This window comes from Bacteroides faecichinchillae JCM 17102, from assembly GCF_000614145.1.
Classification (GTDB): domain Bacteria; phylum Bacteroidota; class Bacteroidia; order Bacteroidales; family Bacteroidaceae; genus Bacteroides; species Bacteroides faecichinchillae.
Genome location: NZ_BAKK01000013.1, coordinates 25,494 through 48,446 on the forward strand (window position 1 = coordinate 25,494; position 22,953 = coordinate 48,446).

Below are 22,953 nucleotides of genomic sequence, written 5' to 3' on the forward strand. Positions count from 1 at the left end.
AAAATAATATGAAGTTTGAAGGCTGACTTATTTTTAATTCTTATTTTTGTAAAGAGGATAACTATTAATACTATGATTGCTAAATACTTCTGTTTTAAAAGTTTTTTGCTGTGTGGGGTATTATTTCTATCCGGTTGGATATATGGCCAATCAACAACTTGGGAAAAGAGCTCTCGGGAGACTATGTTTTTTGAGCTGACAAATAAGGAAGCATTGAAACTTATTAAAGGAAAGTTCAAGCAAAAATATTGGGATAAAGTGTTGAAGACACCATTCGCTAGTTTTACGAAAACATGGGAAGACCTACCTTCTGTGGGGGATTTCTTATTGGCTGATGTATACCGAAATGAAGTTCGTTACCAATATGCATCGGCAATTCCTTTTCAAGTTTTTCTTTTTAAAGAATATGGGATGTTGTCTTTGCAAGTAGTCGATTTTTTAGGGACAATACGAGGGGATGCCAAAGTTCGTGTTGATGGTCAGGTTATAGATTACGAAGAGATAAGCTATACATATACAGATGATAATTGGTTAATAATGAACAACATATTCTAACTATGGAATTGGATAAATTTCGTGCGGTCTTCAATTTAACAAAGCATTTTGTCTCACTTTGGAATGGTGGAAGTTCATACAGTGGTAAGCCTGATTTTTATAGTTATTTGATTACTGATAAAAATAAGTATAAGCCTGGTGAAACAGTGCGATTCAAGTCTTATGCTCTTTCCAGATATAAAAGAGCATTAAGGCAGGAACTTTCTTTATGGTTACGTACAGGTGGACAACATCCATTTAAGAAAATACGATCTGTCAATCCTTATCATCCTAGAGGTTTTGCCGGAAAATTTCAATTAGTGGATTCTTTGGAACTGAAACTGGGGCAAAGGTACAGTATGCAATTTAGAGATGCACGCGAGCGTGTTGTTGCTACGACGGAATTTGTATATGAGGATTATGAACTAAGTGGAAATAAATTGCAATTGAATTTAGAATCACATACACATTACTTTCCTAATAAGAGCCGTTTGAATATTTGTGCCACAGAGGTGAATGGGCTTCCTTTGCGGGAAACTGTTGTGGATGTGACTGTCAGAAGACAGGAGGTTCTGAAATCCTATTCGGAATTATTGGAACTTCCCGATACTTTGATGGCTATGCAGGTAGAATTGGATGCTTTAGGTAAGGCGACAGTGGATATTCCTTCAAATTTATTTGGTGCTTCTAACTGCGTATATAATGTGGAAGTAGTGTTATATACTTTAGATAATCAGCGGCTGGAACAGCGTAGTGAAGCTACATTCTATCATTCTTGTTATGAAATTCGTAATACCATACAGGGAGATACCCTTTGCTTGTCGTTGTTCGATTTGGAAGAAGAACGTCTTATGGAAGCATTATTGGATTATGGTGGCAAGAAGAAAAAGAAAATTCATTTACCTTTTCCTGCGGGATGTAGTTATGACTCAAAACCGGTTTATACTTCTGGATGTGAAGTATATCGTGAGTATTTCAAAGAGAAGACAGTTATCTTTAGTGAAAGATTGCCGATAGGTACTTATCGGTTTAACATTCCACTGTTACCACGCTATACAGGTAAATATACGCTGAATCCGGCAAAAGTCGAGTTGATGTTTTTTCCGGTAATAAATGCTAATAATAGTAAAAAAGGAATTTAGATTATGGAAAGAAATATGAAGTCATTGAATTTGGAAATGAGCAGGTGATGAAAGACTATAAAGAAAATAAAACCGTTTTATCTGAAGAATTTTGTAGCAATGTATATAGAGTTGTGATGGAAATTCCTATAGGTAAAGTTTCTACTTATGGAGAGATTGCTGCTCTGCTGGGTTTTCCTCAATATTCTCGTATGGTGGGTCGCGCATTAAAACAAGTGTCTCAAGATTTGTCTGTTCCTTGTCATCGGGTAGTTAATGCGGCAGGTAGACTTGTGCCTGGATGGGAAGAACAAAAAAAGTTGCTATTGGAAGAAGGGGTAACCTTTAAATGCAATGGTTGTGTGGATATGAAAAAACACTTATTTCAGCCGCTCGGACATTCTTTTTTTTCGTAGAAATGTCTGTATAATGCCGATAACGCAAATAATGCTCCAATCATATATCTTATTGTTCTTTTGTTTGAGGACAGTCATTTCATAAGATATAAACAAAAAAAGGTAGAAATCAGTTTCAAGATTTCTACCTTTTAATATAAAGGATGATTACTTATTATTCAATGTCTGCACCCCAGTTGCTTTTAGCTAGACGCTTGTAGCTATTATAACGCCACTTAGCATTGTCTTCAGCAGCTTGGAATAATTCAGCAGCTTCAGTAGGATACTGCTTCATTACTGAAGAGTAACGAACTTCATTCTTCAAGAACGGTTGGAATTCAGCCCAATTTGGTTCTTTACTATCCAGTTGGAACGGATTTTTTCCTTCAGCTTCCAAAGCTGGGTTATAGCGCCACAAGTGCCAGTATCCACATGCAACAGCCTTTTCTTCTTCTTCCTGACTCTTACCCATACCTGCTTTCAAACCGTGGTTGATACATGGAGCGTAAGCGATGATCAAGGATGGTCCAGGATATGCTTCAGCCTCACGAATAGCTTTCAGAGTCTGAGCTTGGTCAGCGCCCATAGCGATCTGAGCAACGTAAACATAACCATAAGTAGTAGCCATTAAACCAAGGTCTTTTTTACGTACGCGCTTACCAGCAGCAGCAAACTTAGCGATAGCACCTACTGGAGTAGCTTTAGAAGACTGACCACCTGTGTTAGAGTAAACTTCAGTATCCAAAACGAGGATATTAACATCCTTGCCGGAAGCAATTACGTGATCAAGACCACCGTAACCGATATCGTATGAAGCACCGTCACCACCAATGATCCATTGGCTGCGTTTAACAAGATATTGAGTCAGACCTTTTAATTCTTTGCTATTTGGACAACCAGCAGCAATGCCTTGTTCAATAATAGCTTCAATCTGAGGCGCAAGTTCTTTTGTCTTGTCTGCATCGTTCATGTTTTCAATCCATGATTTCAGAACTTCTTTGACTTCAGCAGGAGCATTATCAGATGCTAAAATGTTATTGAATAACTTCACGATACGAGCACGCATCTTTTCGTTAGCCAATTCCATACCCAAACCGAATTCGCAGAAATCCTCGAACAATGAGTTAGCCCAAGCAGGACCATGACCTTTTTCGTTCTTAGTATACGGAGTAGAAGGAACAGAACCAGAGTAAATAGAAGAACATCCGGTAGCATTAGCAACCATTTCGCGATCACCGAATAACTGAGAAATCAGTTTTACATACGGAGTTTCACCGCAACCGGAACAAGCACCGGAGAACTCAAACAATGGAGTAGCGAATTGAGAGTTCTTCACGTTAGCCTTGATATCAACTAAGTGTTGTTTGCTCTTCACTTCTTTAACGCAGTATTCCCAGTTAGATGCTTCAGCTAATTGGCTTTCAAGATGTTTCATAGTCAATGCTTTGCCACCCTTCTTCGGATTACCCGGACAAATATCAGCACAATTACCACAACCCAGACAGTCGAGAACGTCTACCTGAATGCGGAATGTCATACCATCAAATGCTTTACCTACGGCTTTCAGTTGAGTGAAGTTAGCACCTTTTTGCTCTTCTGCATCGAGTACGAACGGACGGATAGAAGCGTGAGGGCAAACATAAGCACATTTGTTACATTGGATACAGTTTTCTGCATTCCATTCAGGAACGAAAGCTGCAACACCACGTTTTTCATATTGGGAAGTTCCTTGTATCCAAGTACCATCTTCAATTCCTTTGAATGCAGATACTGGCAACAAATCACCGTCTTGTGCGTTGATAGGACGAACAACTTCATTGATGAATGCCGGATCATTGTTTTCAACTTTTGCATCGTCTGGCAGGTTAGCCCAAGCCGGATCAATAGTCAGTTGTTGGTATTCACCGCCACGATCAACAGCAGCATAGTTCTTATTAACAACATCTTCCCCTTTCTTACCGTAAGACTTAACGATGAATTTCTTCATCTGCTCAACAGCTTGTTCTACAGGAATTACACCTGTGATACGGAAGAATGCTGATTGAAGAATGGTGTTGGTACGGTTACCTAAACCAATTTCCTGTGCAATTTGAGTTGCGTTGATGTAATATACGGATATATTGTTCTTAGCGAAATACTTCTTTACCTTATTAGGCAAGTTCTTAGCGAGTTCTTCGTCTTTCCAGATTGTATTCAGCAAGAAAGAACCATTCTTACGCAAACCACGGGTTACATCGTACATGTGCAAATAAGCCTGTACGTGGCAAGCAACGAAGTTCGGTGTGTTTACCAAATATGTAGAACGGATTGGAGTATCACCGAAACGTAAGTGAGAACAAGTGAAACCACCTGATTTCTTAGAATCGTAAGAAAAATAAGCTTGGCAGTGTTTGTCAGTGTTGTCACCGATAATCTTGACAGAGTTCTTGTTAGCACCTACAGTACCGTCAGCACCCAAACCATAGAATTTAGCTTCGAACATACCTTTACCACCCAAAGCAATTTCTTCTTCCTGTGGAAGAGATGTGAAGGTAACGTCGTCTACAATACCAATAGTGAAGTGATTCTTTGGCATTGGCATAGCCAGATTCTTAAATACTGCGATAATCTGAGCAGGAGTAGTATCTTTTGAGCCCAAACCATAACGACCACCAACAATTACCGGAGCATTTTCTGCACCGTAGAAGCAGTCTTTAACGTCAAGATATAGAGGTTCACCGTTAGCACCCGGTTCTTTTGTACGGTCAAGTACAGCAATACTCTTAACAGTCTTAGGTACAGCAGCCAAGAAGTGTTTAGCAGAAAACGGACGATACAAGTGTACAGCAACCATACCAACTTTTTCGCCATTTTCTACCAAGTGGTCGATAGCCTCGCGAGCAGCTTCTGTTACAGAACCCATTGCGATAATTACGCGTTCTGCATCTTCTGCACCATAGTAATCGAACAAACCATATTTGCGGCCTGTGATCTTATAAATTTCATTCATATATTCTTCTACGGCAGCCGGAACTGTTTCATAGAAGCTGTTGCATGATTCACGATGTTGGAAGAAATGGTCAGGATTTTCAGCCATACCACGAGCAACCGGATTCATTGGATTGAGTGCGCGGGCACGGAATTCAGCTAATGCTTCTTGGTCAACTAGCGGAGCAAGATCCTCGTTTTCCAACATTTCGATCTTCTGAATTTCGTGAGAAGTACGGAATCCGTCGAAGAAGTTTACGAATGGTACACGAGTTTTAATAGTAGCTAAGTGAGCTACACCGGCTAAGTCCATAACTTCCTGTACGGAACCTTCTGCCAACATAGCAAAACCTGTTTGGCGAGTAGACATAACATCTTGGTGGTCACCGAAGATACACAGAGCATGAGAAGCCAATGTACGTGCGGATACGTGGAATACGCAAGGCAAGAATTCACCAGCAATTTTATACATGTTAGGTATCATCAGGAGAAGACCTTGAGAAGCGGTATAAGTAGTGGTCAATGCACCAGCTTGTAATGAACCATGAACAGCTCCTGCTGCACCGGCTTCTGATTGCATTTCTTGTACCAATACTGTTTCGCCGAAGATGTTCTTACGTCCTGCGGCAGCCCATTCGTCTACGTACTCAGCCATAGTCGAAGAAGGGGTGATGGGGTAGATAGCTGCTACTTCAGAAAACATATATGAGATATGTGCTGCAGCTTGGTTACCATCACAAGTGATGAATTTCTTTTGTTTAGTCATAACAAAATTAAATATTTAAGTAAATAAATTATTTCAAAAATGGAATGGAAAGCGGGTATTTCCATACTTGTCCGTTCAGTCCCTTGATTCCTCCTATAACAGGAAAAATCAAGCATAAAATACAAATAATAGCACTAACAGGCAAAAGCCAGAATATACTTCCGAAAAGTCCGAGTGCGTTTGAAAGCGCTCCGCTTGCAATTGCAGCGGGAAGACTGGCAACAAATGCTATTACAAATATTATTCCAAAAATAAACCAAGTGATATACCAGTTTAGGATATATTTTCCTTGTTTGTTGATTTGTTCCGAAGAATTCTTACCCATTGCCCATAATACGATAGGAATGATCCATCCAACATAAGGAACAAGGATTAGAAAGTTCATTAAAGCCAGATAAGAACTTTCCTGCAATCCCATTGGAATCTCTTGGCTAGGACAGGAATTTATAGTTTCATCTTCAGCGAATAACTTCTGTTTCTCAGTCTTAAATTCTTCTTCAGTCAGTGCACCGGACTGGCGTAGTTTGTTTAATTCATCTAACTTCTTGTAATTCATAATCGTACTTTTTGTATTAGTATAAGAATCCAAACATCCAGAGAGGTATCTGATTTCCACGACCTATTTCTGCCTTATGCAGAGCATAAATCACCTCTGGATTGTTTTTTACTCTTGTGCCTTCAAGACAAATCTTGAACGGCATTACTTCATCTACTAAAAATGAAGTATTTTTATCCCCTTTGTACACTTTATGATCTTTCCATAAAGTATTAACGAAAAAGGTATCGAGTACATCTTGTTCCTCCACTTTAACCGGATAAATAGAATACATCAAGTTAGAGTTGTGCATCATAATCTTTGATGGTTTTTTAGGGAACTCTTCTCCCTTAGGATAAACCAGATTGATGAGGCGTGCATCTGCCAAATACTTGATATAATTCATTACCGTCGCACGGGAAGTCTGTATATCGCTGGCCAATTGACTGACATTGGGAGCCTTTGGACCATCGACAGCCAACAAATATAGTAATTTTTTTATCTTTGAAAGATATTTCAGTTCAATTTGTTTGATAAGTAAAATATCTACTTCCACCATCATGTTCATTGTCTTCAATAAATTCTCCGAGAAATTACGCTTTTCAAGGAAGAACGGGTAGAAACCATGATGAATGTAATCCTGAAAATAATCCAACGGACGGACTTTAGAAAGTACCCCTTTGGCTATTTGTTCATGGCTGTTGAGAATTTCCTCAAGGCTATAAGAACGGAATTTCATTCCTGTTTGCAAATTTAGGTATTCACGGAAAGAAAAACCACGTAGATTATAGCTCTTAACAATATCACGTAATTCAAGATTTTCTTCTTTCAATCGCATGACAGAAGAACCCGTAAATACAATTTTCAGATTAGGGTATCGGTCGTAGCACATGCGTAACTCTTTACTCCATTCTGTATGTTTGAATACCTGATCGATCAGTAAGACTTTTCCTCCCCGTTTCTGAAACTCATTAGCAAAGTCTACGAGACTATGTCCCGAGAAATAAAAGTTATTCATATTGATGAACAAACAAGAACGATCGGTTCCGAATTTCTCTTTGGCGTATTGGAGGAGGAAAGTGGTTTTTCCTACGCCACGTGTCCCTTTAATACCAATCAAACGGTCACTCCAGTCGATCTCATCCATAAGATCACGGCGAACAGGAGCATTTGTGTGTTCGACAAGGTAAGCGTGTGTGCGATAGAATGATTCCATTTCTGTTCTTTGGTTTTCGGATGGCAAATATACTGCTTTTTTTAGTCTTTGCAAAGTAGAGATAGCAAAAATATGCTTTAGAGCATAAGTTTCTCTATATTGTGAGACTTCCTGATTATTTCCTGTATATATTTGCAGAATAATGTTTTAATCACATTTAAAATGGAGAAAAAGTCACTTTATATTTTTAATCCCGAACATGATTTGGCAATGGCAAGTGGTGAGACGAATTATATGGCACCGGCTTCTGCTCGCCAGATGGCAACTGATTTGGCTTTACTCCCTGTTTGGTATGCTGAAAAGGAAGCAAAAGTACTGGCTCCTTCGGCTTATAATATGAACTTTTTGAAGGAAATTCAAGCTCTTTTGGGAGATATGGCCCAATTAATAACAGAGCCGGAAGTTGCTGATGAGACGGAATGGAAGTTCTTTCCGTGGGGGTGGGACCCAGCTTTACGAAAGCGTTTGTTGTCGTTGGGAATAGATAGATCACAATTGCCTTCTGAGGAGTATTTAGTTTCTTTGAGAGATTATTCACATCGTTCTCATGCTGTGGATTTACTTCCAAAGTTACAGTTGGATGAGTATTTTTGTGGTGAATCATTTTATTTTAAAACACCGGCTGAATGGAAGTCTTTTGTTGAAAGTCGGACAGCTTGTTTGTTGAAAGCGCCACTTTCCGGAAGCGGAAAAGGATTAAATTGGTGTAAAGGAATATTTACTTCTTTTATTTCAGGATGGTGTACTCGTGTGGCTGCTTTACAAGGGGGAGTGATTGGGGAACCTATATATAATAAGGTGATTGACTTTGCTATGGAATTCCATTCTGATGGAAAAGGGAAAGTCAGATTTGCCGGATATTCTGTTTTCCATACAGGTAGGAGTGGTATGTATGCGGGTAATGAACTTCTTTCAGATGAAGGTTTTTTGCATAAATTGTCAGGTTATGTGCCATTGGAAGAATTACTTCAGTTACAAAATCGTTTGAAAGAAGAATTAACAAATCTGTTTGGTCATCTGTATTGTGGTTATCTTGGAGTAGATATGATGATTTGTCATTTCCCAGATGGATGTCCCATTTATCGGGTTCACCCATGTGTAGAAATTAATTTGAGAATGAATATGGGAATGATAGCTCGTTTTCTGACAGACCGTTATTTGTCTTCTAAAGCAGGAGGTATGTTCCGAATTGCTTATTATCCTGAGGTAGGGATAGCTCTGAAAGAGCATGAGCGAATGATTGCTGCTTTTCCTTTACGTGTAGAAAATGGGCGTGTATGTGACGGTTATTTGCCTTTGGTACCTGTGACGTCTCGGAGCCAGTATCGTGCTTGGATAGAAGTTACTGATAAAGTTTCCGGAATGAAGTGAGCCGATGTGATTTTTTTATAGCGTTAATTGCATGTTAATACATAGATTAACTTATTATCTTTGAATTGAGTGGTTTAATCTATGAGAAGTTTGTATTCATACTATTCGATCTTTTTTTAAAACTATAAAGGTGTTTATTTTAAACATTACGATCTTTTTATTTTAAGTACATCACTTAGTTGAGTCTAGTACAACAAGTATACAACTTCTATAGGACAATTCAGTCAGAGATATACTTCATCCAGTTAAGTCTATTACATCATTTGGACAACTCAAGTACAAGTTTTCAGGAAAGAAACGGTGAATTTGTTTATTTGAAAACAGATAAACTGTTCGTCATGTTTTATGATATATTTCTATATATCAGTGAGATAACATGAAGGAACTTCTTTCTGACTGTTTTCGCTTGAGGTAAGCGTCTGGTCTGTACGTCATTTATTTCCTTTAAAAAGATGACGCAATGCATGTGCTTGATTTATAGGGTAATATGCTAAAATATGACGATGACGAAAGTCTTATGTACTTCCTTGCACAGCCTTACTTTCGTTCCCATATCGGTCGATTGCAGTGATAGCGAAATACTTTTTTGCATTCCAAGGTAGGATGGGGGCATAGATATAATTCGTTTCACGAACATTTTGAGATACAATATTTTTAGGGTTATTAATATCTACCGGGAATTCATTTGAAGCGTAAATTATATACATTGGTTTATTTCGTTGATCATTGTCTGTAGCTTCTTTCCAGTTCAGCTCTGTATATCCGTAATCAATGGTAGTGATTTTCAAATCTGAAGGAGCGGATGGAGGAACATTATCCAGCCAAGGCATGGGTGGTTGTAAAGCTGGATAAGCATAGAAATTTTCAATGAGTTCATCATATATTCCTTGCGTGTTGTCCATCAGATATTTTACTCTGTAATGTCCTTCTCCCGCCATCTTCTGACTACGTATGAAATTGATCTGACGATCTACTTCATCGCGGGTCCAATTCCCTTCATCGGGATGAAGGAAATAAATGCCAAGTCCCGGAATAATTTGTCGTCCGTTACTTTGTTCTTGCCAGTCGAGAGCAAAAGGATAGAAACTGTTACCCTGAAAATACATCATTGGATATATCTGATCCTGAATTCCTTCTCCGAGCCAGCCTTGCGGATCCTGATAGACAGTATAAAAAGCATTCCATCCTCGTGAGGAGTAGCGTGATGTATCTCGGTACTTGCCAACAGGACAGGTACTGACCTTTACCCAAGGTTTCATTGCTTTAACCCCTTTATATATATATCTTACGATTTCAGATATATTGTCCCTCCGCCACTGTTCTAATGTACGGCCTTGGTTATATCGTTTGAAGTCATATCTATCCGGGAAAAGAGGAGCATTTTCCGGGTAACGCAGATAGTCGAAGTGGACACCGTCCACATCATAATTCCCTACTACTTCCCGTACTAATTTCATTAAATATTCTTTAGTTCCCGGATGACCTGGATTTAAAAAATATTCGTTCTTGTAAGGGACACAGATATCTTTTATTTTTTTAGTTACAGATTGATTACCAAGAGAAGCAACATGTTTTTTATTACCTAAAGGAATTGATACCATCCAAGCATGACATTCCATACCTCGCTTGTGGCATTCTTCGATTGCAAAAGCTAAAGGATCATATCCGGGATTTCCTCCAACTTTTCCAGTCAGTATGGAATTGAAAGGTTCGATGGCTGATGGATATAAAACATCACCACGTGTACGTGTTTGAAATAGAACCGTGTTAAAGTTGGCCGTTTTCAATTTATCAAGAATATCTACCAATTCTTCCTTCTGCTGACGAATCGTTTGTGGATTCGTAGCTTTTGTGCGAGGCCAATCCAAGCCATATACAGCTGTGAGCCAAGCGGCACGAACTTCAAATTTAGGTTGTGCCATGATGAAAATGAGGGGAAACAAAAGTAAAAGAATGAAAATAAATCGGTGCATATTCCTTATTTTTTGTCTAAATTCCCTGCAAAGTTAGTAAAAGTGTCGGTATTGTTGTGTGATTTCGTGAGATTATGTTACATTTGCGACAGTTAAAATAACACGCCATGATTACATTTACTCTTTGCCTGCTAGCGCTGATAGTGGGCTATTTTACATACGGGCGTCTGATGGAACGTATTTTTGGCCCGGATGACCGTAAAACTCCGGCTCTTACGAAAGCCGATGGGGTGGATTATATTCCATTACCTACTTGGAAAATATTCATGATTCAATTCCTTAATATTGCTGGGTTAGGTCCGATCTTCGGTGCTATTATGGGAGCTAAATTTGGAATTTCTTCCTATTTATGGATTGTACTGGGGAGTATCTTTGCAGGTGCAGTTCATGACTATTTTGCAGGAATGTTGTCTTTACGTTATGGTGGTGAAAGTCTTCCTGAAATAATAGGTCGTTATTTGGGATTAACTACCAAACAGATTATGAGAGGATTTACAGTTCTTTTAATGATTTTAGTAGGTGCTGTCTTTGTAGCAGGTCCGGCTGGATTATTAGCCAAACTGACGCCTGAGAGTCTGGATGCTACGTTTTGGATTATAGTAGTCTTTATTTATTATATTTTGGCAACGTTGCTTCCAGTCGATAAGATTATTGGTAAAATCTATCCGATCTTTGCGATTGCTTTACTTTTTATGGCAGTTGGTATCTTGGTGATGCTTTATATTTATCATCCGGCGTTGCCGGAACTTTGGGACGGATTGCAGAATACCAATCCTGAAGCGGATAAACTTCCTATTTTTCCTATTATGTTTGTCAGTATTGCTTGTGGTGCTATTTCCGGCTTTCATGCTACACAAAGTCCGTTGATGGCGCGTTGTATGACATCAGAGCATCATGGACGTCCGGTATTTTATGGAGCAATGATAACCGAAGGTATTGTAGCTTTAATTTGGGCTGCCGCTGCTACTTATTTCTTTCATGAGAATGGGATGGAAGAAAGTAATGCTTCTGTGATAGTAGACTCAATTACTAAAGGATGGTTGGGGACTATTGGAGGTGTGCTGGCTATTTTAGGAGTAATTGCAGCCCCCATAACTTCGGGAGATACAGCCTTCCGTTCCGCTCGTTTGATTGTGGCTGACTTTCTGGGATTGGAACAAAAGAGTATGCGCCGTCGTTTGTATATATGTATTCCAATGTTTGCTGTAGCTATTGGGTTACTTTTATATAGTTTACAAGATGCAAATGGATTTAATATGATATGGCGTTATTTTGCCTGGGCTAATCAAACACTGGCTGTATTTACGTTATGGGCAATAACGGTTTATCTAGCGGTTTCAAAAAAGCCTTATTGGATAACGTTGATACCTGCTTTGTTTATGACTTGTGTTTGTTCTACTTATATATGTATTGCGCCCGAAGGTTTAGGACTTTCGCATATGCTTTCTTACTATATCGGCATTAGTTGTGTAGTGGTTGCTGTTATTTGGTTCTTTGTATGGTTTGGGCGACAAAAGACAGGAAAATTATCAGAATGAAGAAAATAAGAAAATCAACAAAGGTTGCAATAGCATTCTTTATTTATGTATCAGTAACGGCTGCTTATCTGTTGCCTCGTAATACGGAAGTTAGCAATTTAGAAAAGTGGCTTACAGTGGCAGTGTCTTATGTCATTGTATTACTTCTATGGTTAGTGCTTCGCAAAAAAGAACAGATGCGCGAACGCCGAAATAAAGACGAACAATCTATTCACTCAAAAAAGTAAATTCATGAAGAAATTAGCTTTAGCTATTTGCCTATTGGTCGTTTCAATGGCTGCACAGGCACAGTTTGAAAAAGGAACTACGATTATTAATCCTTCTGTTTCCGGATTGGATTTTTCGTACAGTAAAAATGATAAGGCAAGATTTGGAATCGGTGCACAAGCCGGTACATTCCTTGTAGACGGTATCGCATTGATGGTGAATCTCGGTGCCGACTGGTCGAAACCAGTGGATGAATATACAATAGGTACAGGAATGCGATTCTATTTCAATAAAACCGGTGTCTATCTAGGTGGCGGACTTGATTGGAACCGTTTTCGTTGGAGTGGTGGAAACCATCAGACTGATTGGGGATTAGGTATAGAAGCAGGTTATGCTTTTTTTCTTTCCCGTACGGTAACGATTGAACCTGCCGTTTATTACAAATGGCGTTTTAATGACGGAGATATGTCTCGTTTTGGAATTAAGGTAGGATTTGGATTCTACTTTTAAATAAAGGACTAATAATGAAGAATAAGTTACACACCATATACACTGTAAGTAATTCTTCATTATTAGTCTTTCATTTTTAATTGAGCTTTTCTTTTAGGAATTGCCCCGTATAGCTTGCCCCGCAGGCGGCCACTTCTTCAGGAGTACCTACTGCCACAATATTTCCGCCTTTATCTCCACCTTCCGGTCCTAGATCAATAACATAATCAGCACATTTGATAACATCCATATTATGTTCAATGATTACAATACTGTGTCCGCGACGGATCAGTGCATCGAAAGCATCCAATAGTTTGCGGATGTCGTGGAAATGTAATCCGGTAGTAGGTTCGTCAAATATAAACATAGTCGGATCTGCTTTTTCTTGGCTTAAATAGAATGCTAATTTCACACGTTGGTTTTCACCACCAGATAAAGTTGAAGAGGATTGTCCTAATTTTATATATCCTAGACCTACATCTTGTAAAGGGAGGAGTTTTTTCACGATCTTTTTTTGCCCATGTTCGGTAAAGAACTCGATAGCCTGATTGACTGTCATCTCCAATACATCATAGATGTTCTTATTCTGAAACTTAACTTCTAATGTATCAGATTTGAATCGCTTCCCATGACAAGATTCACACTCCAATACCAAGTCTGCCATAAATTGCATCTCTACGGTAATAGTTCCTTCACCCTTACATTCTTCACAACGTCCCCCTTCACTGTTGAAACTAAAGAATCCGGCGGTATATCCCATTTGTTTCGCTAAAGGTTGATCTGCCCATAGCTTACGAATCTCATCGTATGCCTTGATGTAGGTAACTGGATTTGAACGCGATGATTTACCTATTGGATTCTGGTCTACAAATTCAATATTTCGTAAATCCTGTATACTGCCTCCGATAGAAGAAAATTCTCCGGGACGATCACTGCATTCATCGAGTTCACGTTTTAATGCACGATAGAAGATGTCACGTACTAATGTACTCTTTCCTGAGCCCGAAACACCTGTAACGACTGTCATTACATTGAGCGGAAAGCGTACATTAACTCCTTTCAGATTATTTTCACGTGCTCCTTTTAGCTCGATATAATTATTCCATGGACGGCGATGATTGGGAACAGGGATTTCTTCTTCTCCTAAAAGATAACGGACAGTGTGACTATTGCTGCCTTTTTTTAAGTCTTTCATATCGCCTTGATATACAACCTCTCCCCCTAAGCGTCCGGCATTAGGACCAATATCGATAATGTAATCGGCAGCACGAATAATTTCCTCATCGTGTTCTACCACAACAACGGTATTTCCTAATTGTTGCAGCTGACGCAATACATGAATCAGACGATCTGTGTCACGACTATGTAGCCCGATACTTGGCTCATCAAGAATATAAAGACTGCCAACGAGGCTGCTTCCTAATGAGGTTGCCAAATTTATACGTTGGCTTTCACCTCCGGATAGTGAATTGCTGAGTCGGTTTAACGTCAGATATCCTAATCCTACATCAATTAAAAAGCGAATACGACTATTGATTTCAATCAGGATACGGCGTGCTACATTGCTATCGTGTTCATTCAGTTGCAAATGATCGAAGAACTGTTTTAAATCCGTAATTGGTAAATCTACTAATTCGGAAATGTTTCTTCCATTTACCCGTACATACCCGGCTTCCGGTTTCAGACGTGTACCATGGCATTTCGGACAGAGCGTTTTTCCCCGATAACGAGCCAGCATAACACGGTATTGTATTTTATATTGACTTTCCTCCAGCATCTTGAAGAAATCATTGATACCGTGAAAATATTGATTTCCTTCCCAAAGAATCCTCCGTTGTTCGTCTGTTAGTTCATAATAAGGAGTGAAAATCGGGAAATCAAATTTATCCGCATTGTGAATAAGTTCTTCTTTCCATTCTCCCATTTTCTCACCTCGCCAACAAACGATAGCACCTTCGTATACAGATAAAGAGCGATCAGGAACGACCAAATGTTCATCGATACCGATCACTTTACCGAATCCTTCACATACAGGACAAGCTCCAATTGGAGAATTAAAAGAAAACATCTGGTCATTAGGTTCCTCGAAAATAATGCCATCTGCTTCGAATTTGGAACTAAAAGTATGTAGTTGTGTTGTTCCATCTGAAAGGTAGAAACGTAGAATACAAGTACCGTCGCCTTCATACATTGCAGTTTCTGCAGAGTCTGTTAGTCGACTGATAGCATCTTTGCTACTAGCTACAGCCATACGGTCTATTAAAAGATAAACGTCATCCCCTTTTGTATAGTTATACTCATCGATACGTTTCATCTCACCGTTTACTTCTACTCTGTTGAAACCTTGTTTCAGGTCTATCTCCAGTTGCTGCTGTAAAGTACGGTTTTCGCGAAGTCTTATAGGAGTCAATACAGTGTATCTGATTCCTTCGGGATAAGATAACATACAATTGACAATATCCTCAGTCGAATGTTTCTTTACCTCCTGACCGCTGATAGGGCTATAAGTCTTTCCGACACGAGCATAAAGCAGACGTAAATATTCATAGATTTCAGTAGAAGTGCCTACAGTCGAACGTGGATTTCGACTGTTTACTTTCTGTTCAATGGCAATGGCAGGCGGAATTCCTTTGATAAAATCACATTCAGGTTTACTCATTCGTCCCAGAAACTGACGTGCATAGCTGCTGAGACTTTCTACATATCGGCGCTGTCCTTCTGCGTAGAGGGTATCAAAAGCAAGTGACGATTTGCCTGAACCTGATAACCCTGTAATAACGACAAGTTTGTTACGGGGAATATCTACGTCAATGTTTTTAAGATTATTAACCCGTGCTCCCTTGATTGAGATATATTTGTTTTCTGACATAAAATACTCCTTTTTTATGGTAGTCGGCAAAGTTAACGAATTTATCGAGAGTTTGTATTATCTTTGCGTCACATTATTATGATTTAAGAACATTATGAATCTGAAAAATTATCTTTTCTTTTTAGCTCTTCTTCTGGCTGTAGAAGTAGGGGCACAGGTGCCTTCGGGAAATAAATATCCCAAACGAGAGTTTCGTGCTGCATGGATACAAGCTGTAAACGGGCAGTTTCGTGGTATTCCTACAGAGACATTGAAGCAGACATTGATTAGCCAGTTGAATTCTCTTCAGGGAGCGGGTATCAATGCGATTATCTTTCAGGTACGTCCCGAGGCCGATGCTTTGTATGCTTCCCAATATGAACCGTGGAGTCGGTTCCTAACGGGTACTCAAGGACAGATGCCATCTCCGATGTGGGATCCGATGCAGTTTATGATTGAGGAATGTCATAAACGTAATATGGAGTTTCATGCTTGGATTAATCCTTATCGTACAAAGACTTCATTGAAGAATCAGCTTGCTCCTACACATATCTATAATGAGCATCCTGAATGGTTTGTTACTTATGGTGACCAATTATTTTTCGATCCGGCATTACCTGAGAGTCGTGAGTATATTTGTAAGATTATTACTGATATTGTATCGCGTTATGATGTAGATGCTATTCATATGGATGATTATTTCTATCCTTATCCGGTCAAAGGACTTGATTTTCCGGATGATGCAAGTTTTGCCCGTTACGGTGGCGGTTTTAGCAATAAGGCTGATTGGCGTAGAAGTAATGTCAATATATTGATTAAAAAGATTCATGAGACAGTGCGTGGAGTAAAACCATGGGTGAAGTTTGGAGTAAGTCCATTTGGTATTTACCGTAATCAAAAGTCCGATCCGTTGGGTAGCAACACAAATGGATTGCAAAATTATGATGATTTGTACGCAGATGTTCTGTTGTGGGCACGCGAAGGATGGATTGATTATAATATTCCACAAATTTATTGGGAAATAGGTCATAAGGCTGCCGATTACGAGACATTGGTTAAATGGTGGGCAAAACATTCAGAGAACCGTCCGTTATTTATAGGTCAGTCTATAATGAATACAGTACAGAATGCTGATCCTCAAAATCCTTCTATCAATCAGCTTCCGCGAAAGATGGCATTGCAACGAGCCTACCAAACTATTGGAGGAAGTTGCCAATGGTATGCAGCTGCATTGGTTGAAAACACAGGTCAATATCGGGACGCTTTGATACAGGAATATCATAAATATCCGGCTTTGATTCCAGTATTTGATTTTATGGATAACAAAGCTCCCGATAAAGTTCGTAAAGTGAAAAAAGTATGGACTGAAGATGGGTATATCCTTTTCTGGACAGCACCGAAAGCAGATACAGAGATGGATAAAGCAGTTCAATATGTAGTTTATCGTTTTGGATCGAAAGAAAAAGTAGATATTGAAGATCCTTCGCATATTGTAGCTATTACCCGCAATCCTTTTTATAAACTTCCATACGATGATGGGAAAACGAAGTATCGTTATGTAGTGACAGCTTTAGACCGTTTGCAAAACGAGTCAAAATCTGTTAGTAAAAAAGTAAAGCTGTAAAAAGAGATAAAGGACTAAAATAAAGAATGAAGAATTGGCTGCGCTATCATGCTGCATAGTTATTCTTCATTCTTTATTAGTCCTTTAATTATTTAGTAAAGCAGTAATCCAGCTATCCCGCAAACAATAATCATTAAAATAGGATTAGCTTTATACTTTCGGGTTCCAATAAAAGCAACCAAGAAGATAATGATACTGATAACAAATGAGTAAGTATCTTTTGTTGGTGATCCAAAATTCTCTGTATTCATCAACACTAAAGCTGCCGAAGCTAATAGTCCGACTACAGCCGGGCGCAAACCATTGAAGACCGATTCTACTACTGGATGCTTCTGGTATTTCAAGAAGAATTTACTGATTGTCAGCATAAGGATAAAGGACGGAAATATTACTGCAAATGTTGCAATAATAGATCCCCAGATACTACCAGTGGCAGTAAAACCTACATAGGTAGCTGCATTGATTCCGATTGGCCCGGGAGTCATTTGGCTTATAGCGACAATGTCTGTGAATTCTTGCGAACTTAACCATTCATAGCGGGTTACTACTTCTCCCTGAATCATTGAAAGCATAGCATAACCTCCTCCAAAGCCAAACAATCCAATTTTGAAAAACGTATAGAACAATTGAATATATATCATGTCTCTAATTACAAATTATGTGTTTTAACATTATATTTTTCCAGTTTTATCTTTAGTCGATTTGAATTTTCCCCAAAGAAAACCTCCTACGCCGGCAGCAATAATAATCCAGATAGGAGAGAAGCCTAATAGCCAAATTAATAAAGCTGAAACAACAGGAATCCACAAATTATAAAGGTTGATTTTTGCTGATTTTCCCATAGTGAAAGTTGGAGCAGCAATCAAAGCCACTACAGCAGGACGGATACCTTTAAAAATACGTTCGACAATCGGATTATCTTTGAAGTTATGGAAAAACAGAGCGATGGCTAGGATGATGATAAATGAAGGTAAAATAGTTCCTAATGCAGTGACAATACTTCCACGAATGCCACGTAGTTTGTATCCTATAAAAATTGAAATATTTACTGCCAAGATTCCTGGTGCAGACTGGGAAATAGCCAATAGATCAATAAAATCTTCTTGAGCTATCCACTTTCGCTTAGTAACAATTTCATTTTCAATAAGTGGTACCATCGCATACCCTCCACCGATGGTAAAGGCACCTATTTTAAAAAAGATTCCAAATGATTCAAGATAAATGTTCATTCTTTAGATATTCCTCCTTCCTTATCCGTATTATTTTCTTTCCCGTATTGGCTTGGACTTACATTATACCGTTTCTTAAATACTTCACGAAAATATTTAACGTCATTAAATCCTACCATTTCAGATATTTCAGTAACATTATAATTTCCTTCTTTCAATAACTGTACAGCTCGTTTCAAGCGGATTAATCGTATGAAGTCAGCTGGTGGTTGGTCGGTGAGTGCTCTTAGTTTGTTGTAAAAACTAGTACGGCTCATGCCAACAAGACTACAAAGTACATCTACTGTAAGAGCTGGATTATCAATGTTATCTTCTACATGCTTTCTTACATTCGCTAAGAATTTCCAATCAATATCTTTAGAACAATTAATGTTATTTTCATCGTTATTCTCTTCTTCATCTATCTCCAGATTGGCATATTTGTTTCGTAGAAGAGCACGATTAACCAATAGATTGGTAACAGTAGCTTTTAATATTCCGATATTGAACGGTTTGACAATATATTCATCCGCACCGATTTTTAACCCTGATAAAATATCCTTTTCATTATTCAGAGCAGTTAATAAGATAATAGGTATATGCGAAGTTTCAATGTTATTCTTAATTGTATTACATAATTCGTCTCCACGCATTTCGGGCATCATGATATCGGAAATAACTAATTCCGGTTTATATTCCGGTATAATGGTTAGTGCTTCTTTTCCGTTGGAACAAGTCTGCACAGTATAATCTTCTGATAACGTTTGTAGCAGATAATTGCGTAATTCATCATTATCTTCAACAATCAAAATACGTTGTTGATCTGGATTCTGTTTTTTCTGGATATTTTCATAAATTCCGGCAGGAGGAAAGTTATTATTACTAACGACTTCTTTCGGTCGTTTATTTGAAAGAGCCAAATGCGCCTTACGGAAACGTTTACTATCTTTCGGGAAAATAATTTTGATGACCGATCCTTGGTTCTCTACACTTGATAAGTTTATTTTTCCTTTATGCAACTTAACAAGTTTCCAAACAAGCATCAATCCAATACCACTTCCGGTAATCTTAGAATTAATGGCATTACTACCTCTGAAATGAAGTTTGAATAAGTTCTTTTGTTCATTGGCGGGAATACCAATTCCGGTATCATGTACTTCCACACTCCAAGATTCACTATTTTCTGTAACAAGAATCTGAACACATCCATTCTCAGGGGTATATTTCAGTGCATTAGAAATTATGTTCTTTAGAATAGATTCCATTTTCTCTTTATCAAACCATACGTTTAAATACCGGAAATTACTTTCGTATGTGAAATTGATATGTTTAATATTGGCATAAGGCTGGAAAGCATTAAATATGTCATTCATAAATGTATTCAATTCATGCTCAGATATATATAATTCTGAAGAGTATACATCTGCTCTTTCAAAATTGATAAGGTTAGTTGTCAGTCGCAACAATGCATTTACATTTCGTAGGGCAGTATTCATATTCATTACCCCTTCCTTGCTTAATTGTTCTTTTTCGCGTACATCCTCCATTGGTGCTTTGATTAATGTTAGCGGAGTTCGGATGTCATGCGCTGTATTAATGAAGAATTGTATCTTATCGTCAGATACTTTTCGTTGTTTTCTTAAAATCAGGATACGCAATGTAGCCGTAGCTACCCCAATGATACCAATGATATAAATCAACATTGCCCATGCTGTCAGCCAGAAGGGTTGGTCAATGCTAATATCTATTTTTCTTTCTCCAATTACGATATTTTTGTCTTCGTTGGAAACAGCACGTATCCGAAGTATATATTTCCCAGGAGCCAGATTCGTGTAACGGATGATGTTTTCAGTTCCGGGTTTACTCCATTCATCATAGAATCCTTCTAACTTCCATGAATAAAGGATATTTGAAGGATAATCGTAGTTAATGGAAGAAACCATTATCGAAAAAATATTCTGATTAGATTTTAATCGTAACTTTTTAGTCTGATCAATATCCACTTCCAGTGGAGAGCCTGCATCTCCAGGATAAACGGTCTGATAGAACAGTTTGAAGTCACTCAGTACCATTTTGGTGGAGTAACTTCTGGGCAACTTCATATCTTTATTGAATTCAACAGCTCCATCTACACTACCTAATATAAAATTATTATTTTTACGAAGAATACCGGACAATGCATTAAAATGCGTTGTCATAAGTCCCATTTCACTGGTCCAGTTGTGGAAGGTTTTTTGCTTGGGATAGAAACTTGTCAGCCCGTTTTCTGTGGCTAAAAGTATATCTTTATCATCGTCTGATAATATCGTATAGATATTATTAGAAATCAATGCACAATTATCTGTATAATAATGACTAAACAGTTTCTTATCCGGATCATAAATCAATAATCCGGAACCACTTGTACCTATATATAAAGAACCGTTTTGAGCTTGATATAGCGAATAGACATAAGTTGATTCTACCGGAAGCTTAATACGTTCAAATCTTCCTGATTCTTTATTTAAAAGGCAAAGTCCGTTTGCACTGCCTATCCACATCTCTTTTTCGTTTTTCTCTGTAATAGCAGTAATAGAGTTAAGTCCTTTATATAGACGTATCTCTCTGGTTTGTAAATCAATACGCTTCAGATTATAGTATCCTCCCGCCCATATATATCCATCAGTATCTTTGTGGATATCGCGCATATATTTATCCGGTCGAATATTCTCATGTGAGTGTGAAGTAGGAGTGAAATACTCTGTACTCATGGTCTTTTTGTTGATCTCATATATACCGGAAGAATAACCTCCTGCCCAGATAATGCCAGGACTTACTTCACATAAAGTCGTGAAAATATGATTTGTGCTTTTTTGCCCTGTCTCAAAGGAACTTAGAAATGAACTCCATTTCCCAGTTCTAGATTCTAACAGGCTTATTCCATTGTTAGTACCAAACCATAGATCGCCATCGCTATCTTCAATGATAGAATTTACCTGATTATTAATTAATGACTGTTTGTTACCAATAGAATGCTTGATCCATTTGTAACTGGAAAAATGATTATTTCGTATGGTAATTCCGATGGGATAGTTTGCCATCCAAATACGTTCTTCGTCATCGATATATACGTCATTAATACTATTACCGTTCATTTCATTATTACTGTTATAATTAGCAATAATATAAGGTTCGGTTTTATAATTATCAACATTTAGTTTATAGATACCTCCACCGTCTGTAGCTATCAGTAACTCTCTTTTGTTAAAAGGCTTAATTCGTGAGATACTGATATCTGTCAGACTATACAGGGGTTGTATGGTAGACTTTATCTCCATATCATATACCATAATTCCACGTTGGAAAGTTCCAATGAATAATTTACGGATTTCCGGATCGAAATATAAATCATTAATCTGGATACCGATATTGTCTAGTTTGTCACAAGGAAGAGGTTCCAAGATATTGTTTTCCAACTTGGCATGATGAATCCCCATTTCGGTACCGATGAAGAAATGTGTACTATCAATTTGCTCGATGTCGGAAATAGGTTCATTGAGTTTGTTTTGTACTTGGACGACTTTTTGCGTCTGGGTATTATAAAGCGATATTATCTTTTCCTTACACAGCCAGATGTTATTATTGTTGTCAAGCCAACTGAAGCTAACAGGAGACGGAGAATTCTCATAATCTTCCTCAGGTAATTTGTAAACACATACAAAGTTATCATGTATCTGATCATAGCGGAATATTTTTCCCTTCTTTCCTATTTCCCAAAGGATACCTTCTCTATCAATATATAACCAATTAAGATTTAGCAAAGAATTTAATTCTATGCCATTATCCATTAATTTATATTGTTTAAATTCTTTTCCATTGTACCTATCTATACCTTCATGAGTAAGGAACCACATGTAACCGGTTTTATCTTTCTGAATACAATATACCCGCCGATTACTTAATCCATCTTCCACTCCAAGATATTGATACGTTTGGGCGACGCAGATTATAGGAAACAATAATAAAAGAAAAAGCCATTTTTTCATACAAATAGGACTTTTAGGGTTATTGAATCTTTTTCTGAGGGGGGAAAGTGTCACAAAATTAAAAAGTTTTTTGGATAATACCAAATTTTAGGATAAGATTACATTGCTCTTATGGCTAAACAAATTCCGTATTTTG

The 22,953-nt window shown here is 38.1% G+C and carries 16 protein-coding genes; 8 read left to right on the plus strand and 8 right to left on the minus strand.

Annotation, left to right across the window (positions count from 1 at the left end):
- Positions 1–15: 15 nt before the first annotated feature.
- The 3 genes from JCM17102_RS08655 to JCM17102_RS08665 are packed head-to-tail and all read left to right on the plus strand — an operon-like array spanning position 16 to position 2,071.
- Positions 16–555 (plus strand): hypothetical protein, encoded by a 540-nt coding sequence (locus tag JCM17102_RS08655; protein WP_033886644.1) that lies wholly within the window; start codon positions 16–18, stop codon positions 553–555.
- 2 nt (positions 556–557) lie between these two features.
- Entirely contained in the window at positions 558–1,676 is a 1,119-nt protein-coding gene (locus JCM17102_RS08660) for a hypothetical protein (protein WP_033886645.1), read from the plus strand.
- Positions 1,677–1,723: 47 nt separating this feature from the next.
- Complete coding sequence (locus JCM17102_RS08665; protein ID WP_025074821.1) at positions 1,724–2,071, plus strand: MGMT family protein; 348 nt, start codon at positions 1,724–1,726, stop codon at positions 2,069–2,071.
- Between the two features lie 154 nt (positions 2,072–2,225).
- Here the strand turns inward: JCM17102_RS08665 and nifJ are convergent, their stop codons facing one another.
- From nifJ to JCM17102_RS08680, 3 genes are read right to left on the minus strand one after another with little or no spacing between them, the layout of a single operon-like run.
- Positions 2,226–5,783, minus strand: a complete 3,558-nt coding sequence (gene nifJ / locus JCM17102_RS08670) for a pyruvate:ferredoxin (flavodoxin) oxidoreductase (protein WP_025074822.1) — start codon at positions 5,781–5,783, stop codon at positions 2,226–2,228.
- 28 nt (positions 5,784–5,811) lie between these two features.
- On the minus strand, positions 5,812–6,339 hold the full coding sequence (locus JCM17102_RS08675) for a magnetosome magnetite crystal formation protein family (protein ID WP_025074823.1): 528 nt from the start codon (positions 6,337–6,339) through the stop codon (positions 5,812–5,814).
- 16 nt (positions 6,340–6,355) lie between these two features.
- Positions 6,356–7,534, minus strand: coding sequence for an ATP-binding protein (locus JCM17102_RS08680; RefSeq protein ID WP_025074824.1), 1,179 nt, complete (start codon positions 7,532–7,534; stop codon positions 6,356–6,358).
- 162 nt (positions 7,535–7,696) lie between these two features.
- Here JCM17102_RS08680 and JCM17102_RS08685 point away from each other — a divergent pair, with 162 nt between their 5' ends.
- Positions 7,697–8,905 (plus strand): hypothetical protein, encoded by a 1,209-nt coding sequence (locus JCM17102_RS08685; RefSeq protein WP_025074825.1) that lies wholly within the window; start codon positions 7,697–7,699, stop codon positions 8,903–8,905.
- A gap of 515 nt (positions 8,906–9,420) precedes the next feature.
- Here JCM17102_RS08685 and JCM17102_RS08690 read toward each other — a convergent pair.
- A complete protein-coding gene (locus JCM17102_RS08690) occupies positions 9,421–10,878 on the minus strand; it encodes a glycoside hydrolase family 10-like protein (protein WP_025074826.1) in 1,458 nt (485 codons plus the stop codon).
- Between the two features lie 107 nt (positions 10,879–10,985).
- Between JCM17102_RS08690 and JCM17102_RS08695 the strand changes: the two genes are divergently transcribed.
- Genes JCM17102_RS08695 through JCM17102_RS08705 form a run of 3 tightly spaced genes read left to right on the plus strand, consistent with a single transcriptional unit; the run spans position 10,986 to position 13,133 of the window.
- A complete protein-coding gene (locus JCM17102_RS08695; RefSeq protein WP_025074827.1) occupies positions 10,986–12,416 on the plus strand; it encodes a carbon starvation CstA family protein in 1,431 nt (476 codons plus the stop codon).
- Complete coding sequence (locus JCM17102_RS08700) at positions 12,413–12,643, plus strand: hypothetical protein (protein WP_025074828.1); 231 nt, start codon at positions 12,413–12,415, stop codon at positions 12,641–12,643. Before JCM17102_RS08695 ends, JCM17102_RS08700 begins: the two co-directional genes overlap by 4 nt.
- Positions 12,644–12,647: 4 nt before the next feature.
- The gene (locus JCM17102_RS08705; RefSeq protein ID WP_025074829.1) at positions 12,648–13,133 is read left to right on the plus strand and encodes an outer membrane beta-barrel protein; all 486 of its coding nucleotides are present in this window, start codon (positions 12,648–12,650) and stop codon (positions 13,131–13,133) included.
- 76 nt (positions 13,134–13,209) lie between these two features.
- On the opposite strand, the gene uvrA is transcribed toward JCM17102_RS08705, so the two are convergent.
- On the minus strand, positions 13,210–15,981 hold the full coding sequence (uvrA, locus tag JCM17102_RS08710; RefSeq protein WP_025074830.1) for an excinuclease ABC subunit UvrA: 2,772 nt from the start codon (positions 15,979–15,981) through the stop codon (positions 13,210–13,212).
- Between the two features lie 94 nt (positions 15,982–16,075).
- Between uvrA and JCM17102_RS08715 the strand changes: the two genes are divergently transcribed.
- Positions 16,076–17,584 (plus strand): glycoside hydrolase family 10-like protein, encoded by a 1,509-nt coding sequence (locus JCM17102_RS08715; protein WP_025074831.1) that lies wholly within the window; start codon positions 16,076–16,078, stop codon positions 17,582–17,584.
- 92 nt (positions 17,585–17,676) lie between these two features.
- Here the strand turns inward: JCM17102_RS08715 and JCM17102_RS08720 are convergent, their stop codons facing one another.
- Genes JCM17102_RS08720 through JCM17102_RS08730 form a run of 3 tightly spaced genes read right to left on the minus strand, consistent with a single transcriptional unit; the run spans position 17,677 to position 22,817 of the window.
- Positions 17,677–18,225: a chromate transporter gene (locus tag JCM17102_RS08720; RefSeq protein ID WP_025074832.1), complete on the minus strand. Its 549-nt coding sequence runs from the start codon at positions 18,223–18,225 to the stop codon at positions 17,677–17,679.
- 30 nt (positions 18,226–18,255) lie between these two features.
- Entirely contained in the window at positions 18,256–18,813 is a 558-nt protein-coding gene (locus JCM17102_RS08725; protein WP_025074833.1) for a chromate transporter, read from the minus strand.
- Entirely contained in the window at positions 18,810–22,817 is a 4,008-nt protein-coding gene (locus tag JCM17102_RS08730; protein WP_025074834.1) for a hybrid sensor histidine kinase/response regulator transcription factor, read from the minus strand. Before JCM17102_RS08730 ends, JCM17102_RS08725 begins: the two co-directional genes overlap by 4 nt.
- Between the last annotated feature and the right edge of the window lie 136 nt (positions 22,818–22,953).